The 22,921-nt window shown below is 72.9% G+C and carries 15 protein-coding genes and 1 pseudogene; 6 read left to right on the plus strand and 10 right to left on the minus strand.

Features of this window, described 5'->3' with window-relative positions:
- The first annotated feature begins 18 nt into the window (after window positions 1-18).
- Together ACPXCB_RS06035 and ACPXCB_RS06040 are read left to right on the plus strand one after the other, a co-directional pair.
- On the plus strand, window positions 19-1,386 hold the full coding sequence (locus tag ACPXCB_RS06035) for a pectate lyase family protein (protein WP_425872939.1): 1,368 nt from the start codon (window positions 19-21) through the stop codon (window positions 1,384-1,386).
- A 272-nt stretch (window positions 1,387-1,658) separates the two neighbouring features.
- Window positions 1,659-3,112, plus strand: a pseudogene (locus ACPXCB_RS06040) (hypothetical protein); the annotation flags it as partial.
- Between the two features lie 139 nt (window positions 3,113-3,251).
- Here the strand turns inward: ACPXCB_RS06040 and ACPXCB_RS06045 are convergent.
- Window positions 3,252-4,973: an acyl-CoA dehydrogenase family protein gene (locus ACPXCB_RS06045; protein WP_425872941.1), complete on the minus strand. Its 1,722-nt coding sequence runs from the start codon at window positions 4,971-4,973 to the stop codon at window positions 3,252-3,254.
- Between the two features lie 26 nt (window positions 4,974-4,999).
- Window positions 5,000-5,551, minus strand: a complete 552-nt coding sequence (locus ACPXCB_RS06050) for a PadR family transcriptional regulator (RefSeq protein WP_425872943.1) — start codon at window positions 5,549-5,551, stop codon at window positions 5,000-5,002.
- 98 nt (window positions 5,552-5,649) lie between these two features.
- Between ACPXCB_RS06050 and ACPXCB_RS06055 the strand changes: the two genes are divergently transcribed.
- Genes ACPXCB_RS06055 through ACPXCB_RS06065 form a run of 3 tightly spaced genes read left to right on the plus strand, consistent with a single transcriptional unit; the run spans window position 5,650 to window position 7,888 of the window.
- Entirely contained in the window at window positions 5,650-6,375 is a 726-nt protein-coding gene (locus ACPXCB_RS06055) for a FadR/GntR family transcriptional regulator (protein ID WP_425872945.1), read from the plus strand.
- Window positions 6,372-7,223 (plus strand): sterol desaturase family protein, encoded by an 852-nt coding sequence (locus tag ACPXCB_RS06060; protein WP_358122088.1) that lies wholly within the window; start codon window positions 6,372-6,374, stop codon window positions 7,221-7,223. Before ACPXCB_RS06055 ends, ACPXCB_RS06060 begins: the two co-directional genes overlap by 4 nt.
- A complete protein-coding gene (locus ACPXCB_RS06065) occupies window positions 7,220-7,888 on the plus strand; it encodes a lysoplasmalogenase (RefSeq protein ID WP_425872947.1) in 669 nt (222 codons plus the stop codon). Before ACPXCB_RS06060 ends, ACPXCB_RS06065 begins: the two co-directional genes overlap by 4 nt.
- Window positions 7,889-7,949: 61 nt before the next feature.
- Here the strand turns inward: ACPXCB_RS06065 and ACPXCB_RS06070 are convergent, their stop codons facing one another.
- From ACPXCB_RS06070 to ACPXCB_RS06085, 4 genes are all read right to left on the minus strand, one after another.
- Window positions 7,950-8,882 (minus strand): hypothetical protein, encoded by a 933-nt coding sequence (locus tag ACPXCB_RS06070; protein ID WP_425872949.1) that lies wholly within the window; start codon window positions 8,880-8,882, stop codon window positions 7,950-7,952.
- A 99-nt stretch (window positions 8,883-8,981) separates the two neighbouring features.
- On the minus strand, window positions 8,982-10,037 hold the full coding sequence (locus tag ACPXCB_RS06075; protein ID WP_425872951.1) for an enediyne biosynthesis protein: 1,056 nt from the start codon (window positions 10,035-10,037) through the stop codon (window positions 8,982-8,984).
- Window positions 10,034-11,941 (minus strand): CRTAC1 family protein, encoded by a 1,908-nt coding sequence (locus ACPXCB_RS06080; RefSeq protein ID WP_425872953.1) that lies wholly within the window; start codon window positions 11,939-11,941, stop codon window positions 10,034-10,036. The genes ACPXCB_RS06075 and ACPXCB_RS06080 overlap by 4 nt, the downstream gene beginning before the upstream one ends.
- Window positions 11,942-12,354: 413 nt before the next feature.
- On the minus strand, window positions 12,355-13,032 hold the full coding sequence (locus ACPXCB_RS06085) for a MerR family transcriptional regulator (RefSeq protein WP_425872955.1): 678 nt from the start codon (window positions 13,030-13,032) through the stop codon (window positions 12,355-12,357).
- Window positions 13,033-13,490: 458 nt separating this feature from the next.
- Here ACPXCB_RS06085 and ACPXCB_RS06090 point away from each other — a divergent pair, with 458 nt between their 5' ends.
- On the plus strand, window positions 13,491-14,267 hold the full coding sequence (locus tag ACPXCB_RS06090) for a helix-turn-helix domain-containing protein (protein WP_425872957.1): 777 nt from the start codon (window positions 13,491-13,493) through the stop codon (window positions 14,265-14,267).
- A 423-nt stretch (window positions 14,268-14,690) separates the two neighbouring features.
- On the opposite strand, the gene ACPXCB_RS06095 is transcribed toward ACPXCB_RS06090, so the two are convergent.
- From ACPXCB_RS06095 to ACPXCB_RS06110, 4 genes are read right to left on the minus strand one after another with little or no spacing between them, the layout of a single operon-like run.
- Entirely contained in the window at window positions 14,691-16,052 is a 1,362-nt protein-coding gene (locus ACPXCB_RS06095; protein ID WP_311413363.1) for a cytochrome P450, read from the minus strand.
- Window positions 16,049-16,582: a flavin reductase family protein gene (locus ACPXCB_RS06100; protein ID WP_425872959.1), complete on the minus strand. Its 534-nt coding sequence runs from the start codon at window positions 16,580-16,582 to the stop codon at window positions 16,049-16,051. The genes ACPXCB_RS06095 and ACPXCB_RS06100 overlap by 4 nt, the downstream gene beginning before the upstream one ends.
- A 20-nt stretch (window positions 16,583-16,602) precedes the next feature.
- Window positions 16,603-17,043 carry an acyl-CoA thioesterase gene (locus ACPXCB_RS06105; protein WP_132238187.1) on the minus strand — a complete coding sequence of 147 codons (441 nt, stop codon included), beginning with the start codon at window positions 17,041-17,043 and terminating at the stop codon, window positions 16,603-16,605.
- A 3-nt stretch (window positions 17,044-17,046) separates the two neighbouring features.
- Complete coding sequence (locus ACPXCB_RS06110) at window positions 17,047-22,869, minus strand: type I polyketide synthase (RefSeq protein ID WP_425872961.1); 5,823 nt, start codon at window positions 22,867-22,869, stop codon at window positions 17,047-17,049.
- Window positions 22,870-22,921 lie beyond the last annotated feature (52 nt).

Here is a 22,921-nt window from a genome sequence, read left to right on the forward strand (position 1 = left end):
GAACAGGTGGTCCGATAGATGTGGAAGCAGACACTGGGCGCGGCGACGATCGCCGTCGCGCTCGCGGCGACATCCGCAAGCGCGGCGGCGGCCCCGGCCCCGGACGGCGCGGTCGCCACGACCGGCGGGCTCTCCTGGGCCGCCCGGCACCTGGGCCGGCAGGCGCTGCCGGCCGGGGACGGCTGGGCGGCTGAGGGGACCGGCACGACCGGCGGCACGGCGGCGACCCCGGAGCAGGTGCACGTGGTCTCCAGCCGGGCCGAGCTGGTCGCGGCCCTCGGCGGCGACAACGCCACCAACCGGGGCAACGCCACCCCGAAGATCATCTACGTCAGCGGCGAGGTCGACGGCTTCGAGGGGCCCGACGGGAGCATCCTCGACTGCGCCGACCTCGCCGACCCGGAGTACTCGCTGGCGGCGTACCTCGCGGCGTACGACCCGGCGGTCTGGGGCCGGGTGACGCCGAGCGGGCCGCTGGAGGCGGCGCGGGTGCGCTCGGTGACGAACCAGACCCGGCAGACCCAGATCAACGTCGGCCCGAACACCACGATCGTCGGCCTGCGCGGCGCCCGGCTGACCGGCCTGACGCTGATGCTCGACGGCGCGCACAACACGATCGTGCGGAACCTGACGTTCGACGACGCCCGGGACTGCTTCCCCGCCTGGTCCCCCACCGACGGCGCCGCCGGCAACTGGAACTCCCAGTACGACCAGATCTCGGTGCGTCGCAGCGAGCACGTCTGGATCGACCACAACACCTTCACCGACGGCGACAACCCGGACAGCGGCCAGCCGGTGCACCTCGGCCGGCCGTACCAGGTGCACGACGGGTCGGTGGACGTCACGCACACCGCGAGCCTGGTGACCGTCTCGTACAACCGGTTCGTCGGGCGGGACAAGGTCATGCTGATCGGCTCTTCCAACACCGTCGGCCCGGACGTCGGGCGGCTGAAGGTGAGCCTGCACCACAACCTCTTCGACGGGGTGCTCCAGCGGCTGCCCCGGGTGCGCTTCGGCCAGGTCGACGTGTGGAACAACCACTACCGGCTGGCCGGCGACGGGTTCGAGTACGCGATCGGCGTCGGCGTGCAGTCCGCCGTGGTCGCCGAGAACAACTTCTTCACCCTCAGCGCCGGCGTCACGGCCGACACCCTGCTCTACGACTGGGGCGGCACCGCCGTCACCACCCGGGGCAACTGGGTCCGCGCCGCCGGAGACCGGGCCCGCCCGGTCGACCTGGTGGGCGCGTACAACGCGGCGCACGAGCCGGACCTGGCCCCGGACGCCGGCTGGACGCCGACCCTTCGACACGGCCCGGTGCTGCCGGCACCGGCGGTGCCGGTGGTCGTGGGTGCGCTGGCCGGCGCGGACCGGCTGCTCCTCTAGGAGTACAACAGCGTGCCGAAGGGCAGCGAGCCCAGCGAGATCGGTGAGGACGCCGACGGCACCATGCCGCTACTCGTCGTCGGACATCACCTGGCGACAGCCCCCACCAGGGCGGCGGCGGCCCCGCGGACCACCCGGTCCCGCGGGGCCGTCGCATGTGGTCACCCTTTTCGCGGGGGCGTACGGCCGCGACGGTAGCGTGGCGCCTCAGCACGGCCCGTGGGGCGGCTCTCCCGCCGGCGCGGCGCCCGCGATCGTACGGAGGAGGATGCATGTCCCACGGCGACGACCCGTTCGCGGCACGCGAGGACGCGGCCTCGCGGCCGAGCTTCGACCTCGCGCTGCGCGGCTACGACAAGCGGCAGGTGGACCGCTACGTCGAGCAGGTCGACGGCGAACGGTCGGCGCTGGCCGCGGAGCGGAACCGGGCCTCGGCCCAGCTGCGGGAGCTGACCGTCGAGGTGCACCGGCTGCGGGCGGAGGCTACCGAGCTGCGGGACCGGCCGGCGCCGCCGGAGCGGGCGTCCTTCCGCGACCTCGGTCCGATGGTCGACCAGATCCTGGCCCTGGCCGAGAAGCAGGCCGGGGCCATCACCGACGCCGCCGGGCAGCGGGCCGTCGAACTCGAGGCCGAGGCGGAGCGGGTGCTCACCGAGGCCCGCGAGCAGGCCACCGCGACGCTGCGGGAGCTGACGGAGGAGGCGGCCGCGCGGCGCGACGAGCACGACCGGGAACACGAGGAACGCCGCGCCAACGCCCAGGCCGAGCTGGCCAGGATCCGGGAGGCGGCGGAACGGCTGCGGGCGACGGGCGAGACGGCCCACGACCGCGCGGTGCAGGAGGCGAAGCGGATCGACGAGCAGACCGCCCAGCAGGTCGAGCAGGCCCGCGTCGAGTCCGAGGCGTTCCTGGCCTCGGCCCGCACCCAGATCCAGCAGGAGGTGCAGGCGGCGCGCGCGAAGACCCAGCAGGAGCTGGGCCAGTGGCAGGCCGGGGTGGAGCGGGAGATCAACGAGCGGCGGGCCACCGCCGAGCAGGAGATCTCCGAGCAGCTCGCGTCCGCCGAGCGGGAGCTCGGCGCCCAGCGTACGGCGGCCGAGCAGGAGATCGCGACGATGATCGCGGAGGCCCAGCAGTACGCGGCCAAGGTCCGCCATCACGTGGACGAGCAGGCCGCGACCCACCAGCAGCAGCTCGCCGCGACGCAGCAGGGCATCCGGGACCGGCGGGAGGCGCTGGCGCGGATGCAGTCCGAGCTGGACGCCGCGCAGCAGCAGCTGGCCCAGGCGCGACAGGAGAGCGCGGGCGTCGAGCGGGAGTTCGCCGAGGTGCAGCAGCGCCTCGCCGAGACCCGGCAGGAGCTGACCGACGAGCTGCGCCGCCTCGACGAGGCGCGCCGGGCCGCGGACTCCGCCGAGCAGCACGCCAAGGAGGTCCGCGCCCGGGTGAAGCGGGAGGCGAAGCGGGTGGCCGACCTGGCCGCGGCGGCGGTCATGGCGGCCGCAACGGGCGGCGCGGAGACCGCCGAGTACCCGCAGGTCGCGGCCCGGCCGAGGCCGGACCGGCCGGCACCGGTGGCGGTGCGCCCCGCCGACGACGCGACCCCGGCGGGCAGCGACGACCCAGGGGCGACCGCCCCCGGCGACGGCGGGCGGGCCCCGGCCGACGCGCCGGTGCCGCAGCCGGCGAACCAGGTGATGGCGGCCGGCTGACCCCGGTGCCGGGTGATGGCGGCCGGCTGACCCCGGTGCCGGGTGGTGGCGGCCGGCTGACCCCGGTGCCGGGTGATGGCAGCCGGCCGACCCGGCGGCGGCCGACCGTCCCGCACCCGGGCAGCCGGCGGTCGGCCGCCACGGCCCGCAGCGTCAGGGACGCATCTCGTACGCGCCGCTGAGCGCCGCCACCCGCGCCCACATCCGCGCCGTGCGCCCCGGGTCCGCCACGGGCCGGCGGACGTGCGCCAGCGCCCAGGCGGCCTGCTCCCCGGTGGTCGCTGCCCGGCCGTGCAGGTCGATGGCGTACGCGGAGAAGTCGCGGACCAGGACGTCGAAGATCTCGTCGAGCACGTCGCCGTCCAGGCCGGTCAGCTCGGCCTGTTCCAGGATCAGGTGGCCGTAGACGATCAGCGCGAAGAGCTGGCCGAGGGCGAGCAGGAAGTCGAGGTCGCGCTGCTGCTCCTCGCTCGGGGCGTGGGCGGCCAGCAGCGCGCAGAGGCCGTCGGCCTGCTCGCGGAAGCGGGCGACGTTGGGCACCTCGGCGTGGGCGTCGTAGGCGGCGCGCCAGTCGTGGAACCGGATCGTGCCGAGGCCCCGGGCCGGGCCCTGCCGGAAGAGGAACTCGTCGTCGGCGGCGTCGTGCCGGGTCGGCACCGGCGGGTGGTCGGCCGGGTGGAACAGGTAGTTGGCCATGAACTTCATGATCAGTGTGAGGTTGACGTGCACCGTTCCCTCGAGCTTGGGCAGCCCGCGGATGTCCTTGGCGGCCTTGTCGAAGTAGGTGTCCGCCTCGAAGCCCTTGGCGGCGATGACGTCCCAGAGCAGGTCGACGACCCGCTCGCCCTCGGTGGTGACCTTCATCTTGGTCATCGGGTTGAACAGCAGGTAGCGGCGGTCGTCCGGGCCCGCCGAGCGGAAGTAGTCGACGGCGCGGTCGCTGAACAGCTTCATCGCGACCAGGCGCGCGTACGCGTCGGTCAGCTCGCGCCGCACGTGGGGGAAGTCGGTGACCCGCCGGCCGTAGAGGACCCGGTTGTGGGCGTGGGTCACGGCCTCGTACATGGCGTGCTCGCAGATGCCGATCGAGGCGGTGCAGAGGTTGAACTTGCCCACGTTGACGGTGTTCAGCGCGGCGTCGAACGCGGCCCGCCCGGTGTGCAGCACGTCCTCGGGGCGCACCGGGTAGTCCTGGAGGCGGAACTCGCTGACGTACATCTGTGCGTTCACCACGTTGCGGACCAGGTGGTAGTCGGGGTGGCGGCTGTCGGCGGCGAAGAAGACGTAGCCGTCCGGTCCCTCGACGTCGGCGCGGCGGCCGAAGACGGAGACCAGTCCGGCGACGTTGCCGTTGCCGATGTAGTACTTGGCGCCGGTGGCGCGGAACCCGCCGTCGCCGTCGGGGGTGAGGACCATGTCGGTGGAGTAGATGTCCGCGCCGTGGGCGCGCTCGGAGAGGCCGAACGCCATCACGTGGCCGTCGGCGAGCAGCCCGGCGGCGCGGGCCCGCGCGGCGGCGTTGTCGCTCTGCCAGACCGGGCCGAGGCCGAGCACCGTGACCTGCCAGGTGTACCAGTAGCCGAGGCCGTAGAAGCCGAGGATCTCGCTGAGCGCGGCGTTGCGCGCGGTGTCCCAGCGCCTCGCCGGGTCCCCTCCCCCGTCGGCGGCCGGCGTGCAGAACGCGGCGAACAGCCCTTCCTTCGCGGCGAAGTCCAGGAAGTCGGCGTACCACTCGTGCCGGTCGTAGGAGTCGAGCAGCGCCTTCTTGCCCCGGCCCTCGAACCAGTCGACGGTGGCCCGCAGCAGCCGGCGGGTGGTGTCGTCGAGGTGGGTGGGGTCGTAGCTGTGCGGGTCGAGCAGGAGCGAGTCCGCCATGACGGGACTCCCTTCGGTGGGGTGGGTCAGTCGTCCAGGGTGCGCAGGGTGGCCAGCACGTCGTCGAGCCAGGCGAGCACCATCCGCTCGTACGCGATGCCGCCGCGCAGCACGACGTGCTGGAGCGCCGCTGCGGCGTCGGGCGCGGCGGGGTCGGGGAAGTCCCGCAGCTCGCCGGCCAGGTAGCGGGCGAGCGTCTCCTCGTGGGTGGCGCGGTAGCGCTCGACCTCGGCGACGAGCGCGGCGCGGCCGGCGGCGTCGTCGAAGGCGGCCCCGCGGATCTTGACGGCCAGTTCGTGCCGGACCGCCTCGGGTTGGACGGGCGCGCGCAGCCAGTCCACCAGCGCGGCCCGGCCGGCCGGCGCCACCGTGAAGGACCGCTTGTCGGGGCGACCCTCCTGGCCGATCTCCTCGGCGGTGACCCAGCCGTCGGCCTCCATCCGCTTGAGCACCCGGTAGATCTGCTGGTGGGTGGCCGTCCAGAAGCGGCCGATGGAGCGCTCGAAACGCCGGGCCAGCTCGTAGCCGGAGCCCGGCCGTTCGAGCAGGGAGACCAGGATCGCGTGTTCGAGCGCCATGCCCGCCATCCTGCTATGCAACTCGTTGCATAGCAAGTGCCGGCTGGAGTGGTCCAACCAGTTGACGGGTTGATGTGCGCTGCGCCACACTCCTCGGCATGGCGTTCGCTCCCGTCCCCCGCTCCTCGGTCTCCGACCACGTCTTCGGCCAGATCCGCGACGCGATCGTCAGCGGCGTCTACCGCCCCGACGAGGCGCTGCCCGGCGAGCGGGAGCTGGCCGCCACCTTCGGGGTCAACCGGCACGCCGTGCGGGAGGCCCTGCGCCGGTTGCAGCAGCTCGGCCTGGTGCGGGTCAGCCAGGGCGGCGCCACCCGGGTGCTGGACTGGCGGGTGCACGCCGGGCTCGACCTCGCCCTGTCGCTCACCCGCTTCCACGACACCCTCCCGGTGGACACCCTGGTCCGCGACATGCTGGAGATGCGGGCCTGCATCGGCGTCGACGCGGCCCGGCTCTGCGCCGAGCGTGGCGACCCGGCGGCCCGGGCCGCGATCCTGCGGGCCGTCGAGGAGTACGCGGGCCTGGCGCCGGACCTGGCCGGGATGGGCGAGGCCACCATCGTGCTCTGGCGGCACATCGTCGCCGGCTCCGGCAACACCGCCTACCTGCTGGCCTTCAACAGCCTGGTGGCCGGCGCGCTCGCCGTCGGCGAGGTGCCGCCGCAGCGGCGCGCCGCGGAACTGCTCGACGTCGCGGGCCACCGCCGGCTCGCCGACGCCGTCGTCACCGGCCGGCCCGCCGACGCCGCCCGCGAGGCACGGGCCCTGCTCACCGCCCCCCTCACCACCCCCGCCGCAGCACCGAGAAGGGAAGCCCGGGCATGATCCCCGCCGTGCTCTACGCCGTACCGGCGTTCCTGCTCCTCATCGTCGTCGAGGCGCTCTCCTACCGGTTCGCCCCCGACGACGGCGAACGCGGGTACGAGCTGCGCGACACCGCCACCAGCCTGACCATGGGCGCCGGCAGTCAGGTCATCGGCGTGCCGTGGAAGCTGGCGACGATCGGCCTCTACGCCGCCGCGTACACCGTCACGCCGATCCAGCTCTCCCCCACCAGCGTCTGGACGTGGGTGCTGCTGTTCTTCGCCGACGACCTCGCCTACTACTGGTTCCACCGCTCCCACCACGAGGTGCGGCTGCTCTGGGCCGGGCACGTGGTGCACCACTCCAGCGTCTTCTTCAACCTCTCCACCGCCCTGCGGCAGAGCTGGACCCCGATGACGTCCGTACCGTTCTGGCTGGGTCTGGCGCTGCTCGGCATCCCGCCGTGGATGATCTTCCTCCAGCAGTCGGTCAGCCTGCTGTACCAGTTCTTCCTGCACACCGAGCGGGTCGGCCGGCTGCCCCGGCCCGTCGAGTGGTTCTTCAACACGCCCTCGCACCACCGGGTCCACCACGGCGCCAACGCCGAGTACCTCGACCGCAACTACGGGGGCATTTTGATCGTCTGGGACCGGCTGTTCGGCACCTTCGAGCCCGAGCGGGCCACCGTCCGCTACGGCCTGACCAAGAACGTCGGCACGTACAACCCGCTGCGGGTGGCGACGCACGAGTACCGGGCGATCTGGGCCGACGCCCGGGCCGCCTCGTCCTGGCGGCACCGCCTCGGCCACGTGTTCGGCCGGCCGGGCTGGCAGCCCACCCCGCAGGCGCAGCCGGCGGTGGCCCGATGAGCCTTCTCTGGCTGTTCGGCGTGGTGGCCGCCGTCGAGCTGATCGGCGTGGCGACCGACTCGACCCTCCTGCAGTGGCTGGCGAAGCCCCTGCTCGCGCCGGTGCTGCTGGTCCACCTGCTGCGGGTACGCCGACGCGTCGACCCCGTGGCCGTCGGGCTGGTCTTCGCGACCGGCGGCGACATCGCGCTGCTGGTCTCCGGTGACACGGCGTTCCTCGTCGGCATGGGGTGCTTCCTCGGCACCCAGGTGGCCTTCCTGACCGCCTTCCTGCGCCACCGGCGCCCGCCGGTCGTCGCGGTCGCCGCCTACCTCGCCTGCTGGGTGGCGGCCAACCTGGTGCTGTGGAACTCCCTCGGCCCGCTGCGGCTGCCGGTGCTCGGCTACAGCCTCGCGCTCAGCCTGATGGCCGCCGCCGCGGCCGGCGTCTCCCGGCGGGTGGCCCTGGGCGGTGGGCTGTTCCTGGTCTCCGACCTGCTGATCGGGATGGACGCCGCCGGCTCCCGGATCCCCGGCCACGGCCTGGCCGTGATGACCACCTACATCGCGGCCCTGCTGCTGATCACCACCGGCTGGATGGCGGCCACCGCCGGGCGCGCCCGGGCCACGGCCGGCACCGGCAGCCCCGCGGTCGCCCCGGGGGCGGTGCCCGACAACGCCCGTTGACCGGGCCGACGGCGCCCCTCGGTCCATCCCGGACCGGGGGCGCCGTCGGTCGTCGCGCTGCTCAGTTGTACGGCATCGTCGGGAACCAGCCCACCCCGAAGATCGCGGGCACGCGCAGGTCCCAGTACACGACGGTGAAGACGCCCAGCGCGACCAGCAGCGCGCCGGTCACGGTCGCGGCACGCCGCGGCGACGCCATCCAGGCGAGGAACCGACCCCGGCTGACCAGGATCAGGACCGCGAAGAGCGCCGCGACGATCAGCACGTTGCCCAGCGACTGGAGGGCGAAGGCGAGCGCGCCGTACCCCGGGTTGCCGGTGTCGACCGCCCAGTGGAACAGCTTGTTGAACAGCGGGTACGGCCGGCCGACCAGGAACCCCCCGACCAGGGCGCCCATGACGACCACCCGCGCCACCGGCCGGCGCGCGAAGACGTCGGGCAGCAGGCCGAGGGCCGCCAGCCCGAGGTAGGTCAGCGCGAGGCCGATCAGGCCGAAGACCACCGACGACTGGATCAGGCGTACGGGCATCCCGCCCACGGTGTCGGTGGACAGCTGCGGCAGCCGTTCGCCGAGGAGCACCCCGAGCGCGCCGTAGGTCGCCGACACCGCCAGCATGCCGACCGTCAACCAGGCGACGGGCCGCAGCAGCGACCGTACGCCGTGGCGGTGCCCGGCCGCGCCGGCCTGGCTCATCGGGCCGACCGAGGCCGCCATCGCGATGTTGCAGGCGGTGAAGGTACCGGCGAAGCCGGACACGAAGGCGAACAGCAGCCCCGCCGCGGTGCCGGTGATGGCGGTGCCCTTCGCGTCGTGGCCCAGCAGGGTGTCGGCGACGGTGTCGCCGATCACCGAGTCCACCAGCTCGAACGACCAGAGCACGGCGAGCAGCACGCCCGCCGCGGCGCTGATCACCGCCGTCCGTCGGCGGCCGGCCGGCGAGGGTACGGGCTCCGCCGTCGCGCGTCGCGTCGGGGCCTGCGGGGTGGGATGCACGTTGATCGCCTCGCTCTCGTCCGTGGTGCGGGTCGGTCACACGAGGTCCGTCGCCGGCGCGCCCACCCGGGGCCGCGCCGACGACGGACCGCCCGTGCGTCAGGTGACGGCGGGCCGCACCTCCGGCGTGTTCGCACGCCGTGAGCGGTCACGCAGCCAGATGCCCCACCAAAGCAGGCCCCGGGCGAGACAGACGATCGTCACGGCGAAGAAGAGCGTGTAGACGATGTTGAAGGTGATCAGCACGCCGTACACGCCGGCGACGCTCGCGCCGAACATGAACTGGGCCCGTCCCGAGGTGGGCGTCGTGCCCGGGTCGGTGATCATGTAGTTGGTGAAGAGCACGAACGCGACGCCGGTGATCGGCAGCAGGGCCGCCCAGAGCGCGACGTCCCAGATGAAGTGCCGCACGAGCGCCTGGATGACGAAGCCGCCCACCCAGCCCACGACCAGCGGGATCTTCTTGGTCAGCACCCCGTTGAGCACCGTGCCGGCCGTCAGGATGACCAGCGGCACGAGGATCCGGATCATGTCCGGGACGTCCTCGGTGAAGTGGTACGGCGGGGCGATGTTGACCCAGGAGAAGGCCACCAGGGTCACCGTGATGCCGAAGTTGGACGGGTTCATGAAGTGCCGCATGCGGCCCTTGATCGGCGCCAGGAAGATCGCCTTCTGGCCGATGGCGACGACCACCGCGAAGGCGATCGGCCAGAAGTTGTCGTTGGCGTAGAGCAGCATGTTCGCGGCGAGCGCGGTGATGTGGGTGGGCAGCAGGAACGTGTACATCCCCCAGGCGCCGTTGCCGGTGAAGGCGGCGGGGCGCTTGTTTGCGCGGGCGGTGACCAGCTCGACCACGATCTCGGTGGCGTAACCGACCGCCAGGGCGAGCAGCGGCCAGGTCCAGGGCTGCTCGAAGCCGAGCACCGTGTAGCCGAGGATGTTGAAGATGCTCATGGAGAGGGCGAAGTTGCGCAGGGCCAGGTAGCGGGGGTCCCGCCGGTCGACCCTCGGGGGGGCTCCGGGCGTGGCCGCCACCGACGCGTTGCGGTCGAAGGTGACGGTCGACGCCGGGCCGACCGGGGCGTCGGCGACCGCGGTGCCCCCCACCCCCCTCACGTCGGTGTCGGTGCGGGCGCTGTCTCGGACGTCGGTCATTTGGCGTTCATCTCCTGGGCTTTGTCCGTGAGCATGATCGTGTGCCAGCCCGCGGCGAGGTCGAGGGTCTGCTTGTGCACGCCACCGTTCAGGTCGCGCCAGGCGATCTCCGCCGAGACCGGCTTGGCGCCGGCGTCACCGAGGCCGAAGAAGACGTCGAAGCTGCGCTTGCCCGAGTGGCCGCTGCCGCCGTCGAGCTGGGCGACGCGGGTACGACCGTCCGCGGTCTTCACCCGGACCTGGGCCCCGTACGCGGGCGTGCCGCGGCCGTCCTCACCGGGGCGGCACAGGCGCAGGCCGAGGAAGTTGCCGCTACCGGGCTTGTCGTTGCGGTAGTAGGACGGGGCGCCCCACTGGCGGGCCACCGCGAAGTCCTGGCCCCCGTCGCCGTTGGTGTCGGCGACGGCCACGCCACGGCTCGGGGTGCTGTCGGTCATGCCGAGTTCGGCGCTGATGTTCGCGTAGCGCCCGTTCTTCTCCCGTACCCAGAACGCGAACGGCTCGGAGCCGGCGATGTCGTCGCCCGGCTCGGCCTTGGGCCACATGGCGGGGTTGCGGAGCATGAGGTCGTTGCTCATGGCCAGTTCCTGCAACCAGGACCAGCGATTGATCTTGCCCTTGACGAACCCGGCGGTCTGGACCACCGACATCTCGCCGCTGTTGTCGAAGTCCGCGATCTTGGCGTCCCAGCCCCAGCCGACCCAGGCCATGTTGAGTTCGGCGGCCTTGTTGTCGAAAACGGCCTTGCCCTCGCTCAACCGCTTGCGGGCGTCGGCCAGGCTCGACGAGTTGTTGCGCCAGACGAAGTTGCTCTCCTCCAGGCCCCAGGAGGTGGTGATGTTGCTGACGAACATGTCGAACTTGCCGCTGCCGCCGAGGTCGCCGAACTCGATGGACATGCCCTTGAACGAGTCGTGGCCGACCACCATGGACTTCGGGGTGAGCGCGCCGCGGCGGCCCTCCGCCATCGCGAAGCGGATCTGCCCCGGCGTGGAGACGTTGTGGAAGAAGCGGTCCCGTCCGAAGTCGTTGGCGAGGTACAGCTCGGGCAGCAGGTCGCCGTCGAGGTCGGCGGAACCGGCGCCGAGGGTCCAGCCGGTCGCGTACTGCGGCGGGATGGCGGACTGCTCGACGTACGTCGCGGTCGGTTTGTCGCCGCTGGTGGCGGCGGTCCAGCGCAGCACGTGCGCCCCGCCGGCGTTCTGCGCCCGGGACAGCGAGTGGTTCATCTCGACGTTCGGCTGGCCGACCGGGTCGAGCACCTGGCTGTCGGGGAAGTAGTTGAAGACGCCGATGTCCGGCCGGCCGTCGCCGTCGAAGTCCGCGACCGCGACCGCGTTGGTGTTCCAGAACTTGCCCTGGTACTCGCCGCTGGAGGAGGACGGCTGGCCGATCAGTTCGGTGGGGTGGAAGGTCCCCAGGGCCAGCGGTCCCGCGGCGGAGGCGCGGTGCAGGAACAGCACCGGCGTGCGACCCCAGTAGTAGGCGAGCAGGTCGGTGCGGCCGTCGCCGTTGAAGTCGCCGGGCACGCAGCCCATCGGCGCCATCGACTTGTGGGTGGGCAGGGGCGCGGGGTCCAGCACGAAGGGCGCGTACCGGGCGGGCCCGTCGGGCGACGGCGTGACGATGACGCTGTCGCTGCGGGTGTCGACCAGGCAGAGGTCGTTGGCGATCATGTCGCCGTCGAGGTCGTTGGCCGCGACGGCGGCGCCGACCGACGACACCCAGGCGCGGATGTGCTCGTACTCGGGGTTGACCGGCCGCACGGAGCGCGCGGGAAGGCCGGGCGGCAGCGCGATCGGCAGCTCGGTGAAGCCGAACCGCGACGCCAGCGTCTGACGCTCCTCGGCCGACGCGCTGGGCAGCCGGGCGACGGCGAAGAACGCGGCCACGAGGACCAACACGAAGACAGCGGGAATGATTCGGCGGATGGCGCCGACGGGTTGGGATGGCAAGGGGTTCCCCTCCAGATTGGGCCACCACCCGTGCCGTGCAGCGGCTGATCTCGCCGTGCGGCCGGGTCTGGCGACGGGCAGTGTCACCGACCAAGAAATGGAGTGAATTGTCCCGGCGACAATTTTATCGCTGTCATCCATCGGCAGTTCATTGCCGCAGGAACGGGGCATTCACTCACGTGGAGCGCTACGGCGTACGTGGCCGGCGCTGCCCATTCTCAGCCGATCGAGGCATGGCGTGCGGTCCCTTCACGATGCCTGGTGAACCGGCCGCGAAAGTCGCCGCCGGCCCACTTATGGTCGCGGGAGCACGGCTTGAGTTCTTCTCAAAAGTTGCTCAGTGGCCGAGGGGGGCGCGCACGTTACCGGCCGGTTGGATCCGGCATCTCGCCCGTTCGAGGACCGCACTCAACCGTATTTAGTGGGAATCGCAGCGCGGCGTGGTGCTCGTGCGCCATGCGGCGCAGGGCGGACAGGGCGACCCCGAACAGGACGCTGCGCACGATCGCGGGACCCTTCTCGGTCCCGCCATCGCCAGCGAGCAGGTCGAGTTCCGCGACGACGAGTTGCTCGGCGGCGCGGGCGTAGGCGAGGAAGAAGGGGGCGTCGGCCTCGCAGCCGAGGCTGCGCAGCCCGGCCAGCACCTGTGCCAGCACCTCGCCGCCGGAGGCACTGGTCTCGCGGGACCAGCCAAGCGAGTCGGCGAACTCGGCCACCTCCGTGCGTGCGCAGTCCACGGCGGCCCTACCCAGCGTCTCCGACCCGTCGAGGTAGAGGGCGCGGTCGAGCACCTGGTACGCGTCGCGCAGGCCGACCTCGTCGTCGTCGATGGCCGCCAGGATCTCCCGGACCGAGGAGAGGTCGAGCCCGGCGATCCCGCTCAGGGTCCGGATCAGTCGGATCCGGCGCAGGTGCCGCTCGCTGTAGTCCGCCTGGTTGCGACCGGTGGGCAGGCCCGCCGGAAGCAATCCCTCACGCAGATAGAACTTGATCGTCGGGACCGACACGCCACTCTGTCGACTGAGCTCCGAGATACGCACGCGTCCTCCGCCCTGGCGAACGTTTGGGCAATCTTGCCATAGAGATCGATCGCTAGCCATTGATCGATGCCCATCCACGACGGATCGGACACGCCGACGGCGGGGGCGCGGGCCACTTGATCGCCACGCATCGGAACGCGCCGCCGATGTCCGAAAAATTACGCTAAGGATTGATAGAAGGCGGCGCGGATACTGGCGAGTTCCACAATACGAAGCGCAATCTTAGCGATCTTCATCCGGAACGTACAGTGGCACGTGCCAATTCTGGGCAAGAATTGATAAGCCCCCCCTCGTCACTCCGCGCTACTCTCCGAACGCAGAACGTGTTGACCGGCCGTCCGGCCTCGGCTAGCATCGACTGCGGTTAGCGGGGAATAGTGGCGGTCGATGCTCCCAAATGACTCGGCCCAATTCGCCACATCCACACATTGGGATTGTCCGCAATCCGGGGGAGACAAATGCACGACAGCGCAGAGCAGGCAGTGGAACGAGCGATCGACACGATGCGCAGCAATTTATCGGAGCAGTTGACGGTGGACGACATGGCACGCGCAGCCATGTTCAGCAAGTTCCACTTCACGCGGATCTTCCAGCGGGTCACCGGCATCTCGCCCGGGCGATTCCTGTCCGCGATCCGCCTGCAGGAGGCCAAGCGGCTGCTCACCACGACCAGGCTCAACGTCACGGACATCAGCCTCCGGGTGGGCTACAACAGCGTCGGCACGTTCAGCACCAGGTTCACCAAGAGCGTCGGCCTGCCACCCACCACGTACCGGCGGATGGGCGGCTTCACTCCGCGCATCCCCACCCAACGCCCGTCGGGCCAGACACAGGGCACCATCACCGGGCGGGTCACCGCCCCCGCCCGCGGGCCGGTGCCGGGGCTCATCTTCATGGGCCTGTTCCAGCACCGCATCCCCGAGGGTCCGCCGGCACGCTGCGCCATCCTGGAGTCGCCGGGCGTCTACCGCTTCGTGAACGTGCCCGACGGCACCTGGTACCTGCTGTGCCACTCCGTCTCCGGCGACGTGCTCCGGCTTCAGCAGGACACCATGATGGTGTCCGCGGTGGGTCCGCTGGTCGTCCGCGGCCGGCAGACCCTGACCGCGGACGCCCATCTCAAGGAGGTGTCCAAGATAGACCCACCGGTGCTCCTGGCCCTGCTCGACAGCCGGAAGGCGGCGAGCGAACGCCAGGCCCAGAGCGAGAACCGGGCCGAGGTGTACGCGGCCTGACCCGCCCACCGGGGGAGCACCGCGTACCCCTCGGGCGGCGCTCCGCACCGCCGCGTCCACCCGCGGTCGGCCACGAGGCACCCCGGCCGCCGGCGCCCGCAACGGCGTCGGCGGCCGGGGTGCCGCCATGTCGGCCAACGGACCGCCCCGTGCACGCCACCGGGCCGCACCCGTGCACGCCGCCCCCGCGTCACTCCCCCCGCGTCACGCCCCCGTGCACGCCGCTCCCCCGCGTCACGCCCCCGATCGCGTCACGCCCCGTTCGCGCCGTCCCCCGCGTCACGCCGGCGCTCGCGTCACGCCCCGCGTCCACGTCCCCGCGTCACGCCGGAGCGGAGCCGGCGGCCGGGGCGGTGCGACGCCCGGGCGGACACGCGGCGGTCCCGCGGACGCCGTGGCGCCCGCGGGACCGCTGCGCGGCAATCAGTCGACCTTGTGCACCGTCATCGGCAGCCCGCCGCGCACCCGCAGCGACAGCATCGGCTCGGGCACCACCGGACGGCCCGGCACCCCGGCCAGGCGCACGTCCCGCAGCAGCATGGCCAGGACGAGGGTGGCCTCCATCATGCCCAGGTTGTTGCCCACGCAGAACCGTGGGCCGGCGCCGAACGGGATGTACGCGTACCGGGGGCGCTCCGTGCTGCGCGACGGGTCGAAGCGGTCGGGGTCGAACCTATCCGGCTCGTCCCAGAACCGGGGATGCCGATGCAGGGTGTACGGGGAGATGAGGATGTCCGCCCCCGCCGGCACGTGGTACCCGCCGATCTCGTCGGCCTGCTGGGCCTTGCGGGGCAGGAGCCAGACCGGCGGATAGAGCCGGATGGCCTCCTCCACCACCATCGCCGTGAACCGCAGCCGGTGCAGGTCCTCGTACCCGGGCAGCCGGTCGCCCAGCACCGTCACAGCCTCCTCGCGGACCCGCTGCCGGATCTCCGGATGCCGGTCGAGCAGGTGCAGGCTCCAGCCCAGCGTGCTGGCGGTCGTCTCGTGCCCGGCCAGCAGCAGCGTGACCAGCTCGTCGCGCAGCCGCTGCCGGGCCACCCGCGGGTCCTTCTCCAGCCGGGTCGAGATGATCAGGCGGGAGAGCACGTCGTCGCGACCGTCCACGTCCCGGCCCCGGCCGGCGACGAGTTCGTCGACGACCTGCTGGAGGTGGCGGCGGGCGCGCCGGAAGCGCAGCTGCCGGGGCAGCGGGATCCATGGTGGCACCGCACTGAGCGTCTCCAGCTCGAACATCGCCTGGTCCTGCACGGCGGCGAACGACCCGCCGACGCCGTGGAAGCCGCTCAGCTCGGCGTCGAGCAGGGTCCGCCCGAGCACCCCGAGGGTCAGCGTGGTCATCTCCTCCAGCACGTCCACCGGAGGGCCGCCGGCCCGCGCCGCCAGCCGCTCGACCAGCAGCGCGGCCTCCTCGCCGATCACCCCCGCGTACTGGGCGAGCCGTCCCTTCTGGAACGCCGGCTGGATCACCTTGCGCTGCTTGCGCCACAGCTCACCCTCGCTGGTGAGCAGGCCGTCGCCGAGCGCCCGGCGGGCGTGCACCAGGCCGATGCCCTTCTGGTAGTTGGCGCTGTTGTCGGACAGCACGTGCTTGGCGTGGTCGGGGTGGTTGAAGAAGTAGAGCTGCTTGGGGCCGACCGGCAGTCGGGCGGCGTCGCCGTACCGCTCCGCGGCCAGGGTCATCATGCGCAGCCGGTCCCGGCCCATCAGGACCAGCATGTGCAGGCCGGCGGAGCGGGGCGGGCCCGGCGGCGTGCGCCGGGCGGCTCCCTCGATCGTCGTCATGCTGCCTCCCTCCGCTCCCGCTCGACCTGGCGGAACCGTCCGGAGAGGAAGAGCAGGGCCTCCCCGTCCGCCCGGCGCTCCAGGGAGAGCAGCCGGCCGAGGAAGATGGTGTGGTCACCGCCGTCGTAGGAACGCCACACCTCGCACTCGAAGTGGGCGAGGGCGCCGCTGATCAGCGGCGCCCCCGTCGTCGCGCCCGGCCGCCAGTCCACCTGGTCGAACTGCTCGCCGCCGAGCGGTCGCCGCCCGTCGGCGAAGTACCGGGCCACCTTCTCCTGGTCGTCGGTCAGCACCGAGACCGCGAACTCCCGGGTCTCGGAGAGACAGGCGTGCATCACCGCGTTCCGGTCGACGCACACCAGCACCAACGGCGGGTCGAGCGACACCGAGGTGAACGAGTTGGCGGTCATCCCGTGCGGGGTGGCACCGCCGACGGTCACCACCGTGACGCCGGTCGCGAATGCGCCGTACGCCCGCCGCAGTGCCGTCACGTCGGGCGTCCCGACGGTGAGTGTTCGCTGTACGTCCACGACGTCTCCTCCTCGCGCCGTCAGGTGCGCCGCGCCGAGGTGTACGGCGCGAGCGCCGTCACCAGTGCCTCCGGCACCCTCGCCGGCGCGGTGCGGGTGTTCGGGCCGCGCATACAGGCGATGCGCTGCCGGCCCCGGGCCACCAGCGTCTCGCCGCCGTCCCGGTCGAGCTTGACGTAGTCGAAGCTGAACTCCAGCTGGGTCTGTGCCAGTTCCACCAGGCGCATCCGGATGGACAGTTCGTCGAACGCGGTGATCTCGGCGAAGAACTCGCAGTCGACCCGGAGAGTGAACAGCTTCAGGTCGTCGCGTACGTCCGCCAGCACGTCCGGCGCCCGTTCCTTCAGGAACATCTCCCGGCAGCGCCCCTGCCAGCGCAGATAGTTGACGTAGTACACGTTGCCGACGAGGTTGGTCTCCTCGAAGCCCACCGTGTGCAGGTACTCGAAGTACTTGTCCATCGCCTAGGCCCGTCCTTCCGTGAGGATCGCGAACGCCATCGGCTGGGGCAGGTCCCGCACGGTCGTGACGAGCGTGGCGATCCGCAGGTCGCCGGAGGCGAAGACCAGCCAGCCGGCCCGGTCCGAGGGCACCGCGGCCAGCGGCGCCCGGTGCGAGAGCCCCGCCTTGCGCAGGCACTCGATCGCCGCCCACACCCGCGTGGCCGCCGCGTCCAGGGACTCCCCGCCGTCGGCGGAGCAGAGCCGGGCGAGGTCGACGTGCGCGCCGAGCAGCCCCTGCCAGACCGACTCCTCCCGGGCGCGTACCGCCTCGACGTCGCAGGCCAGCGGACCGGTCCCGACCACGCACAGCGTCAGGTCCTCGGCGTGCGCGGCGGAGAGGGACCGTCCGTCGGCCAGCTCGGGGCGACCGTCCGGCCGGTACGCGACCTCGACCGGCCCGCCCGCGGCCCGGCCGGCGGCCAACGCGGTCCGGGCCCGCCGCCGACGGGTCTCGTCCGGCGTGCCCTGCCCGGACGACTCGCCGCGCCCGCCCTGCTCCGTCGGGGTCGGCTCCACCGCGACGGCGACGTCGCCGCCGACCAGGTCGCCGACCGCCCGCTCCAGGTACGAGCCGAGCAGCGGCGCCACCCACGGGCCACGGCCGTCCTTCTTGCGCACCGCCCGCAGCCGCAGGCCCTCCCACCGCTCGACGACCGCACCGTCGGCGGAGCGCAGCGCGATGTCGTAGACGTAGGTGTCGCCGTCGCGGCTGCGCTCCTCGGCGCAGTAGCGGAGCTCCTCCGCCCCGGTCAGGCGGGTCCCCGCCGGGTGCAGCCGCTCGATCCCGGCCGGCAGCAGCGTCGCGTCGGGAACGCAGACCTGGTTGCCGTGCATGAGGGCGTCTCGCACGCCGGGGTCGCCCAGCAGCAGGGCGTCCGGCAGGTAGTCGGCGAACCAGCGCGTCTGCGGGGCCGTGACCACGTCGGCGTCGACGTGCCGGGCGGCCGACCGGTGGTAGCGGCGCAACCGCTGGAACCGGCCACCCTGGAACAGGATGTCGCCGTACAGGTCGGTGGCGGGGTCCAGCGGCACCGCCGGCAGCCCGGCGGGCACCTGCGCGGGCGGGCCCGCCGGCGGTCGCGTGCCGGTGAAGTGCAGCCGCGCCCGGAAGTGCGCCGCGCTGAACTCCGTCTCCGCGCTGTAGATGACCGCGTCCACGACGTCGTCGTCGACCACGAGGGTGGCGATCCGGATGGTGGTGCTGCCCTCCGGCGGCACCACGATGGGCCGCAGGAACTCGGCCCGCTCGACCACCGGAGTGTCGTCGCGTCCGGTCACCGCGGCGGCGACCTGGGCCATCGCCTCCATGCCGAACACCGCCGGGAACAGCAGGTTGCCGTCCAGCCGGTGGTGGTCCAGGTAGAGGTCGGTGACCGGCTTGAGCTCGGCCTCGGCGACCAGCTCGACGCCGTGGTACCGCACGAGCGGGCGGTCCACGAACCGCAGCAGCGGCAGCTCCGGACGGTCCATCCGGACCGTGTCGATGCCCTCCGTACGCCCGCTGACCACCACCACCGACGGTGCGTGCGGGTCGGCGAGCAGGCGCCGGAGCATCTGCACGCCCTGGTCGGGGGTGACCGGGGTGATGCCGTCGCGGGTCAGCGCCTCGACCACGGACAGCCGCTCGCCCATGCCGACGCCGGACCAGACCGACCACTCCAGGCAGAGGCTGCGGCAGTTCGGGTGGCGCCGGCCGAAGTCGACGGTCAGCTCCGCCAGCCAGTCGTTGGCCGTGGCGTAGTGCGCCTCGCCGCGCAGGCCCGCCCGGCCGATGATGCTGCCGAACGTCACGAGCAGGCGCAGCCGGTCGGCGTCGACCGCGTCGAGCACGGCGCGCAGGCCGTCGACCTTCGGCGCGAACGTGCGGCGGAACGCGTCCATGGTGAGGCCGGTCAACGCCGCCGGCTCGTTGCGGCCCGCGCCGTGCAGCACCGCCGTGACGGGTCCCAGCTCGGCGACGAGCCCATCGACGGCCTGCCGCACCTGCTCCGGGTCGGAGACGTCGGCCCGGGCGTAGCGCACCCGTACGCCGGCGTCCGCCATCCGCTTGAGGTTCGCGGCCAGCTCGTCGTCCTGGGCGGGATCGGAGCGGCCCAGCACGGCGAGGCCGGCGCCGCTGTCGACGGCCATCGCCAGGGCGCACTCCGCGGTGATGCCCTTGCCGCCGCCGGTGACCAGCAGCAGGTCCTCGACGCCCAGCGGCTGCCGGGTCTCGGCGGGCCGCACCGGCAGCCCGCGCAGGGTCGGCACCCGGCGCCGCCCGGCGGCGTCGTAGCGGACCTCGGCGAACCCGTCGGTGGCGGCGACCTCCGCCGTCACCCGGGCCACGGCCTCCGGCACCGGCGGGGTGTGCACGATCGTGGTCCGCAGCTGCGGCGCCTCCAGCCGTAGCGTCTTGGCCAACCCGGCCGCGCCCGGTCCCTGCTGGACGAGGACGAAGCGGGTGCCGGGGGCGGCGGCGGTCGCCGCCTGCGCGCCGCGCAGGGCCAGTTCGAGATCGGCCTCCGCACACGGCTCCGGCAGGCACACCAGCACGCCCGCGCCGAGGCCGGCGGTCTGCAGGGCCGCGCGCAGCGGCTCGGCGAGCGGGTGGCCGGCGGGGGCGAACAGCTGCCAGGCTCCATCCGCCTCGGCCCGGGCGGCGACCGGGGCCGGCGCCTCGTCGAGGTCCACCGACCAGGCCCGGCACCAGTCGGCGACGCCGTGCACGATGGTCGGACCGGCCACGTCGGTGTCCCGACCGGTCCGGGCGAGCTGCTCCAGGGCCTCGGCGAGCTGCCCGACGGTGGCCGTCGCGAAGTTGGTGGGGGTCTGCGCGGCCGGCACGCCGAGCTGCTGCGCCGCCTGGTTGACCAGCTGGCCGACGGTGATCGAGCTGAGGTGGAGGTCGTCGAGGAGCTGGCTGCCGTCGTGCACCATCTCCAGCGGCAGCTCGGCCCGCTCGGCGGCCAGCCGGCGCAGCAGTTGCAGGCTCGACTCGCCGGCCGGCTGCTCCGACTCCGGCCGCTGCCCGTTCGCCGCCGACGGGACCGCCGCCCGGACGCCGGCGCCCTTGGGCAGGCTCACCACCGGGGCGGACTCGCAGGGGCTGGCGAAGAAGCGGAAGTTCTGGCCCACCTCGAGCGGCCGGACCAGCCGGTCGTGGAAGAGGGTGCCCTCCACGCCGCCGGCGCCGACGACGTACGCGGCCGCCGCGACCCGCAGCAGGCCCGCCAGCGACTCGTCGTCGGTGTTGAGCGCCACGGCCGGCAGGTCGGTGCTGGCCGCCGCGAGGCCGGAGAGCACCTGCCCCGGGCCCACCTCGACGAAGAGGTCGACCTCCTTGGCGGCGAGGGCCACGGCCTGGCTGAACAGCACCGGGTCGGTAATCTGGCGGTGCAGGAGGGCGGAGACGTCGGTGTCGTGGGCGAGCGGTTCACCGGTGACGGTGGAGACGACCCGCCGGGTGACGGATCCGAACCGCTCCCCCGCCAGCGCGCCGAGGAAGGCGTCCGCGGCCGGCTCGACCAGCGGGGAGTGGAACGCGTGCGACACCGGCAGCCGCGTGGTCCGCAGGCCGGCGGAGCGGGCCCGCTCGCAGGCGTCCTCCACCGCGGCCTCCGAGCCGGCGATCACGGTCTGCTCCGGCCCGTTGTACGCGGCGATCACCACGGACAGGCCGGCGATCAGCCCGGCCACCCGCTCGGGCGGGGCGCCGATGTTGGCCATCGTGCCGGAGGCGCTGTGCTCCCCCATCGTCCGGCCGCGCACGCCGGCGACCCGGAGCAGGGCCTCCTCGTCGAGCACGCCGGCCCAGTGCAGGGCGGCGATCTCGCCGAGGCTGTGCCCGACGGCGACCGTCGCGTCGAGGTTGAGCAGCGACAGCGCCCGCAGGCCGGCGAGCGAGCCGGTGACGATCCGCGGCTGGGCCACCGCGGTGGCGACCATGTCGCCGCTGCCCGGCAGCGCCGCCCGCTGGTACACCTCCTCCACGTCGGCGAAGCGGCGGCGCAGCGCGCCACCCGAGGTGCCCTTGCCGGACCCCTGCCCCGGGAAGAGGAAGCCGATGCGGCCCGGGCCGCTCACGTGGCCCAGGAAGCAGCGGCCGTCGGAGGAGAACAGGCGTACCTCGCCGGCGTCGAGGGCGTCGCAGATCCGGCGCAGCTGCCGCTCGCCGTCCTCCGGCGAGGAGACCACCACGCCCGCCCGGTACGGCAGGTCGCGCAGTTCCCGGTGCAGGGTGGCGGCGAGGTCGCCCAGCTGGGCGTACGACACCGTGGGCACGAACTCGACGAGACGCTGCAACCGCTCGCGCAACTCCTGCGGGCTGCCCCCGTCGACGAGCAGGAGCTCCACGTCCTGCATCGAGGCGGCGAGGTTGCGGAAGCGGCTGTCCAGCCGGGACGAGCGACGCGGCTGCCCGTTCTCCAGCACGATGTGGGTGTTGATGCCGCCGAAGCCCATCGCCGTCACGCCGGCACGTACCGGCAGGTCGCGCGGCCACGCCTCGGCCTTGCGCAGGGCCCGCAGCGCGGACTGCTCGGCGGTGAGGATCTCGTGCGGGTCGACGCAGCCGATGGTGGGCGGCAGGACCTCGTGGTGGACGGCCATCGCGGCCTTGATCAGGCCGGCGACGCCGGCCGCCGCCTTGGTGTGCCCGATCATGCCCTTGATCGAGCTGATCGCGGCCTGCGGGGAGCCCTCGTCGGCGGCACGCCGGGCCAGCGACAGGGCCTGGAGCTCGGTGGCGTCGCCCACCTGCGTGCCGGTGCCGTGCCCCTCGAAGAGCCCGACGGTCTCGATGCCGAACCCGGCCCGGTCGTACGCCCGGCGCAGGGCGAGCTGGTAGCCGGCGACCTCGGGCCGGGTGATGCCGCCCTTGCCGTCGGAGGAGATGCCCCAGCCCGCGACGGTGGCGTAGATGCGGTGCCCCGCCTGGCGGGCCTCGGCCTCGCGCATCAGGACCACCATGCCGCAGCCCTCGCCGGGCCAGAAGCCGTTCGAGCCGCGGTCGTAGACCCGCATCTCGCCGCGCGCCAGCGCGCCGGTCTTGGCGAAGCCGATGATCTCGAAGGGGTCGATGGAGAGGTCGACCCCGCCGGCGACCGCCACGTCGACCTCGCCGTCGGAGAGGGTCTTGCACGCGGTGGCGACGGAGAGCAGCGACGAGGAGCAGGCGCCGTCGACGGTGTAGCCGCCGCCCTTGAAGTCGAAGTGGTTGCAGATGCGCCCGGCGATGGTGTTCGACAGCCCACCGGCGAGGGTGTCCTCGTCGACCTCCGGGAACGGGCCCTTGAAGGTCGCCTCGAAGTCGTCGAGGAACGTGGTGAGCTGGTCGTCGTCCCAGTCCTGCTCCTTGAGCGCGGCGGCGACCATGCGGCGCACGTAGGGCCAGCGCAGCCGCAGCTGGTTGGCCCGGGAGAACTCGCCGGTCAGCGTGTTGCCGACGACCACGCCGGTGCGCTCGCGGGGCAGTCCCTCCCCCATCGGGAACCCGGCGTCAGCCAGCGCCATGGCCGCCATGTCGAGGGCGAGCCAGTGGGTGAGGTCGGTGGAGCGGTAGGTGCTGCCGGCGATCTTGTAGGCGATGCGGTCGAACTCGTAGCCCTCGATGACCGCCGCGTTGCGGGCGTAGAAGCGGTCGGGCGTGGCCGGGTCCGGATCCCAGTAGTCGTCCAGACTCATCCGCACCTCGGGCAGCCGGCGGAAGGCCCGCCGCCCGGCGAGGGCGTTCTCCCACAGTTCACGGGGCGACGTGGCGTCCGGGTAGCGGCACGCCATCCCCACGACAGCGATCCTTGTCACGAGGTCTCTCCTTCGTTGCGTGCGGTGGTGGACCGCCGGGGCGCGGGACGGG

The sequence above is a fragment of the Micromonospora sp. DT62 genome, from assembly GCF_049847285.1.
GTDB lineage: Bacteria > Actinomycetota > Actinomycetes > Mycobacteriales > Micromonosporaceae > Micromonospora > Micromonospora reichwaldensis.

What these genes read in the sequence shown, in the direction of transcription:
- ACPXCB_RS06035 (WP_425872939.1), top strand. Translation starts at nt 19, where the DNA reads ATGTGGAAGCAGACACTGGGCGCGGCGACGATCGCCGTCGCGCTCGCG.
- ACPXCB_RS06045 (WP_425872941.1), bottom strand. Translation starts at nt 4,973, where the DNA reads ATGGCGGACTCGCTCCTGCTCGACCCGCACAGCTACGACCCCACCCAC.
- ACPXCB_RS06050 (WP_425872943.1), bottom strand. Translation starts at nt 5,551, where the DNA reads ATGGCGCTCGAACACGCGATCCTGGTCTCCCTGCTCGAACGGCCGGGC.
- ACPXCB_RS06055 (WP_425872945.1), top strand. Translation starts at nt 5,650, where the DNA reads ATGGCGTTCGCTCCCGTCCCCCGCTCCTCGGTCTCCGACCACGTCTTC.
- ACPXCB_RS06060 (WP_358122088.1), top strand. Translation starts at nt 6,372, where the DNA reads ATGATCCCCGCCGTGCTCTACGCCGTACCGGCGTTCCTGCTCCTCATC.
- ACPXCB_RS06065 (WP_425872947.1), top strand. Translation starts at nt 7,220, where the DNA reads ATGAGCCTTCTCTGGCTGTTCGGCGTGGTGGCCGCCGTCGAGCTGATC.
- ACPXCB_RS06075 (WP_425872951.1), bottom strand. Translation starts at nt 10,037, where the DNA reads ATGACCGACGTCCGAGACAGCGCCCGCACCGACACCGACGTGAGGGGG.
- ACPXCB_RS06090 (WP_425872957.1), top strand. Translation starts at nt 13,491, where the DNA reads ATGCACGACAGCGCAGAGCAGGCAGTGGAACGAGCGATCGACACGATG.
- ACPXCB_RS06095 (WP_311413363.1), bottom strand. Translation starts at nt 16,052, where the DNA reads ATGACGACGATCGAGGGAGCCGCCCGGCGCACGCCGCCGGGCCCGCCC.
- ACPXCB_RS06105 (WP_132238187.1), bottom strand. Translation starts at nt 17,043, where the DNA reads ATGGACAAGTACTTCGAGTACCTGCACACGGTGGGCTTCGAGGAGACC.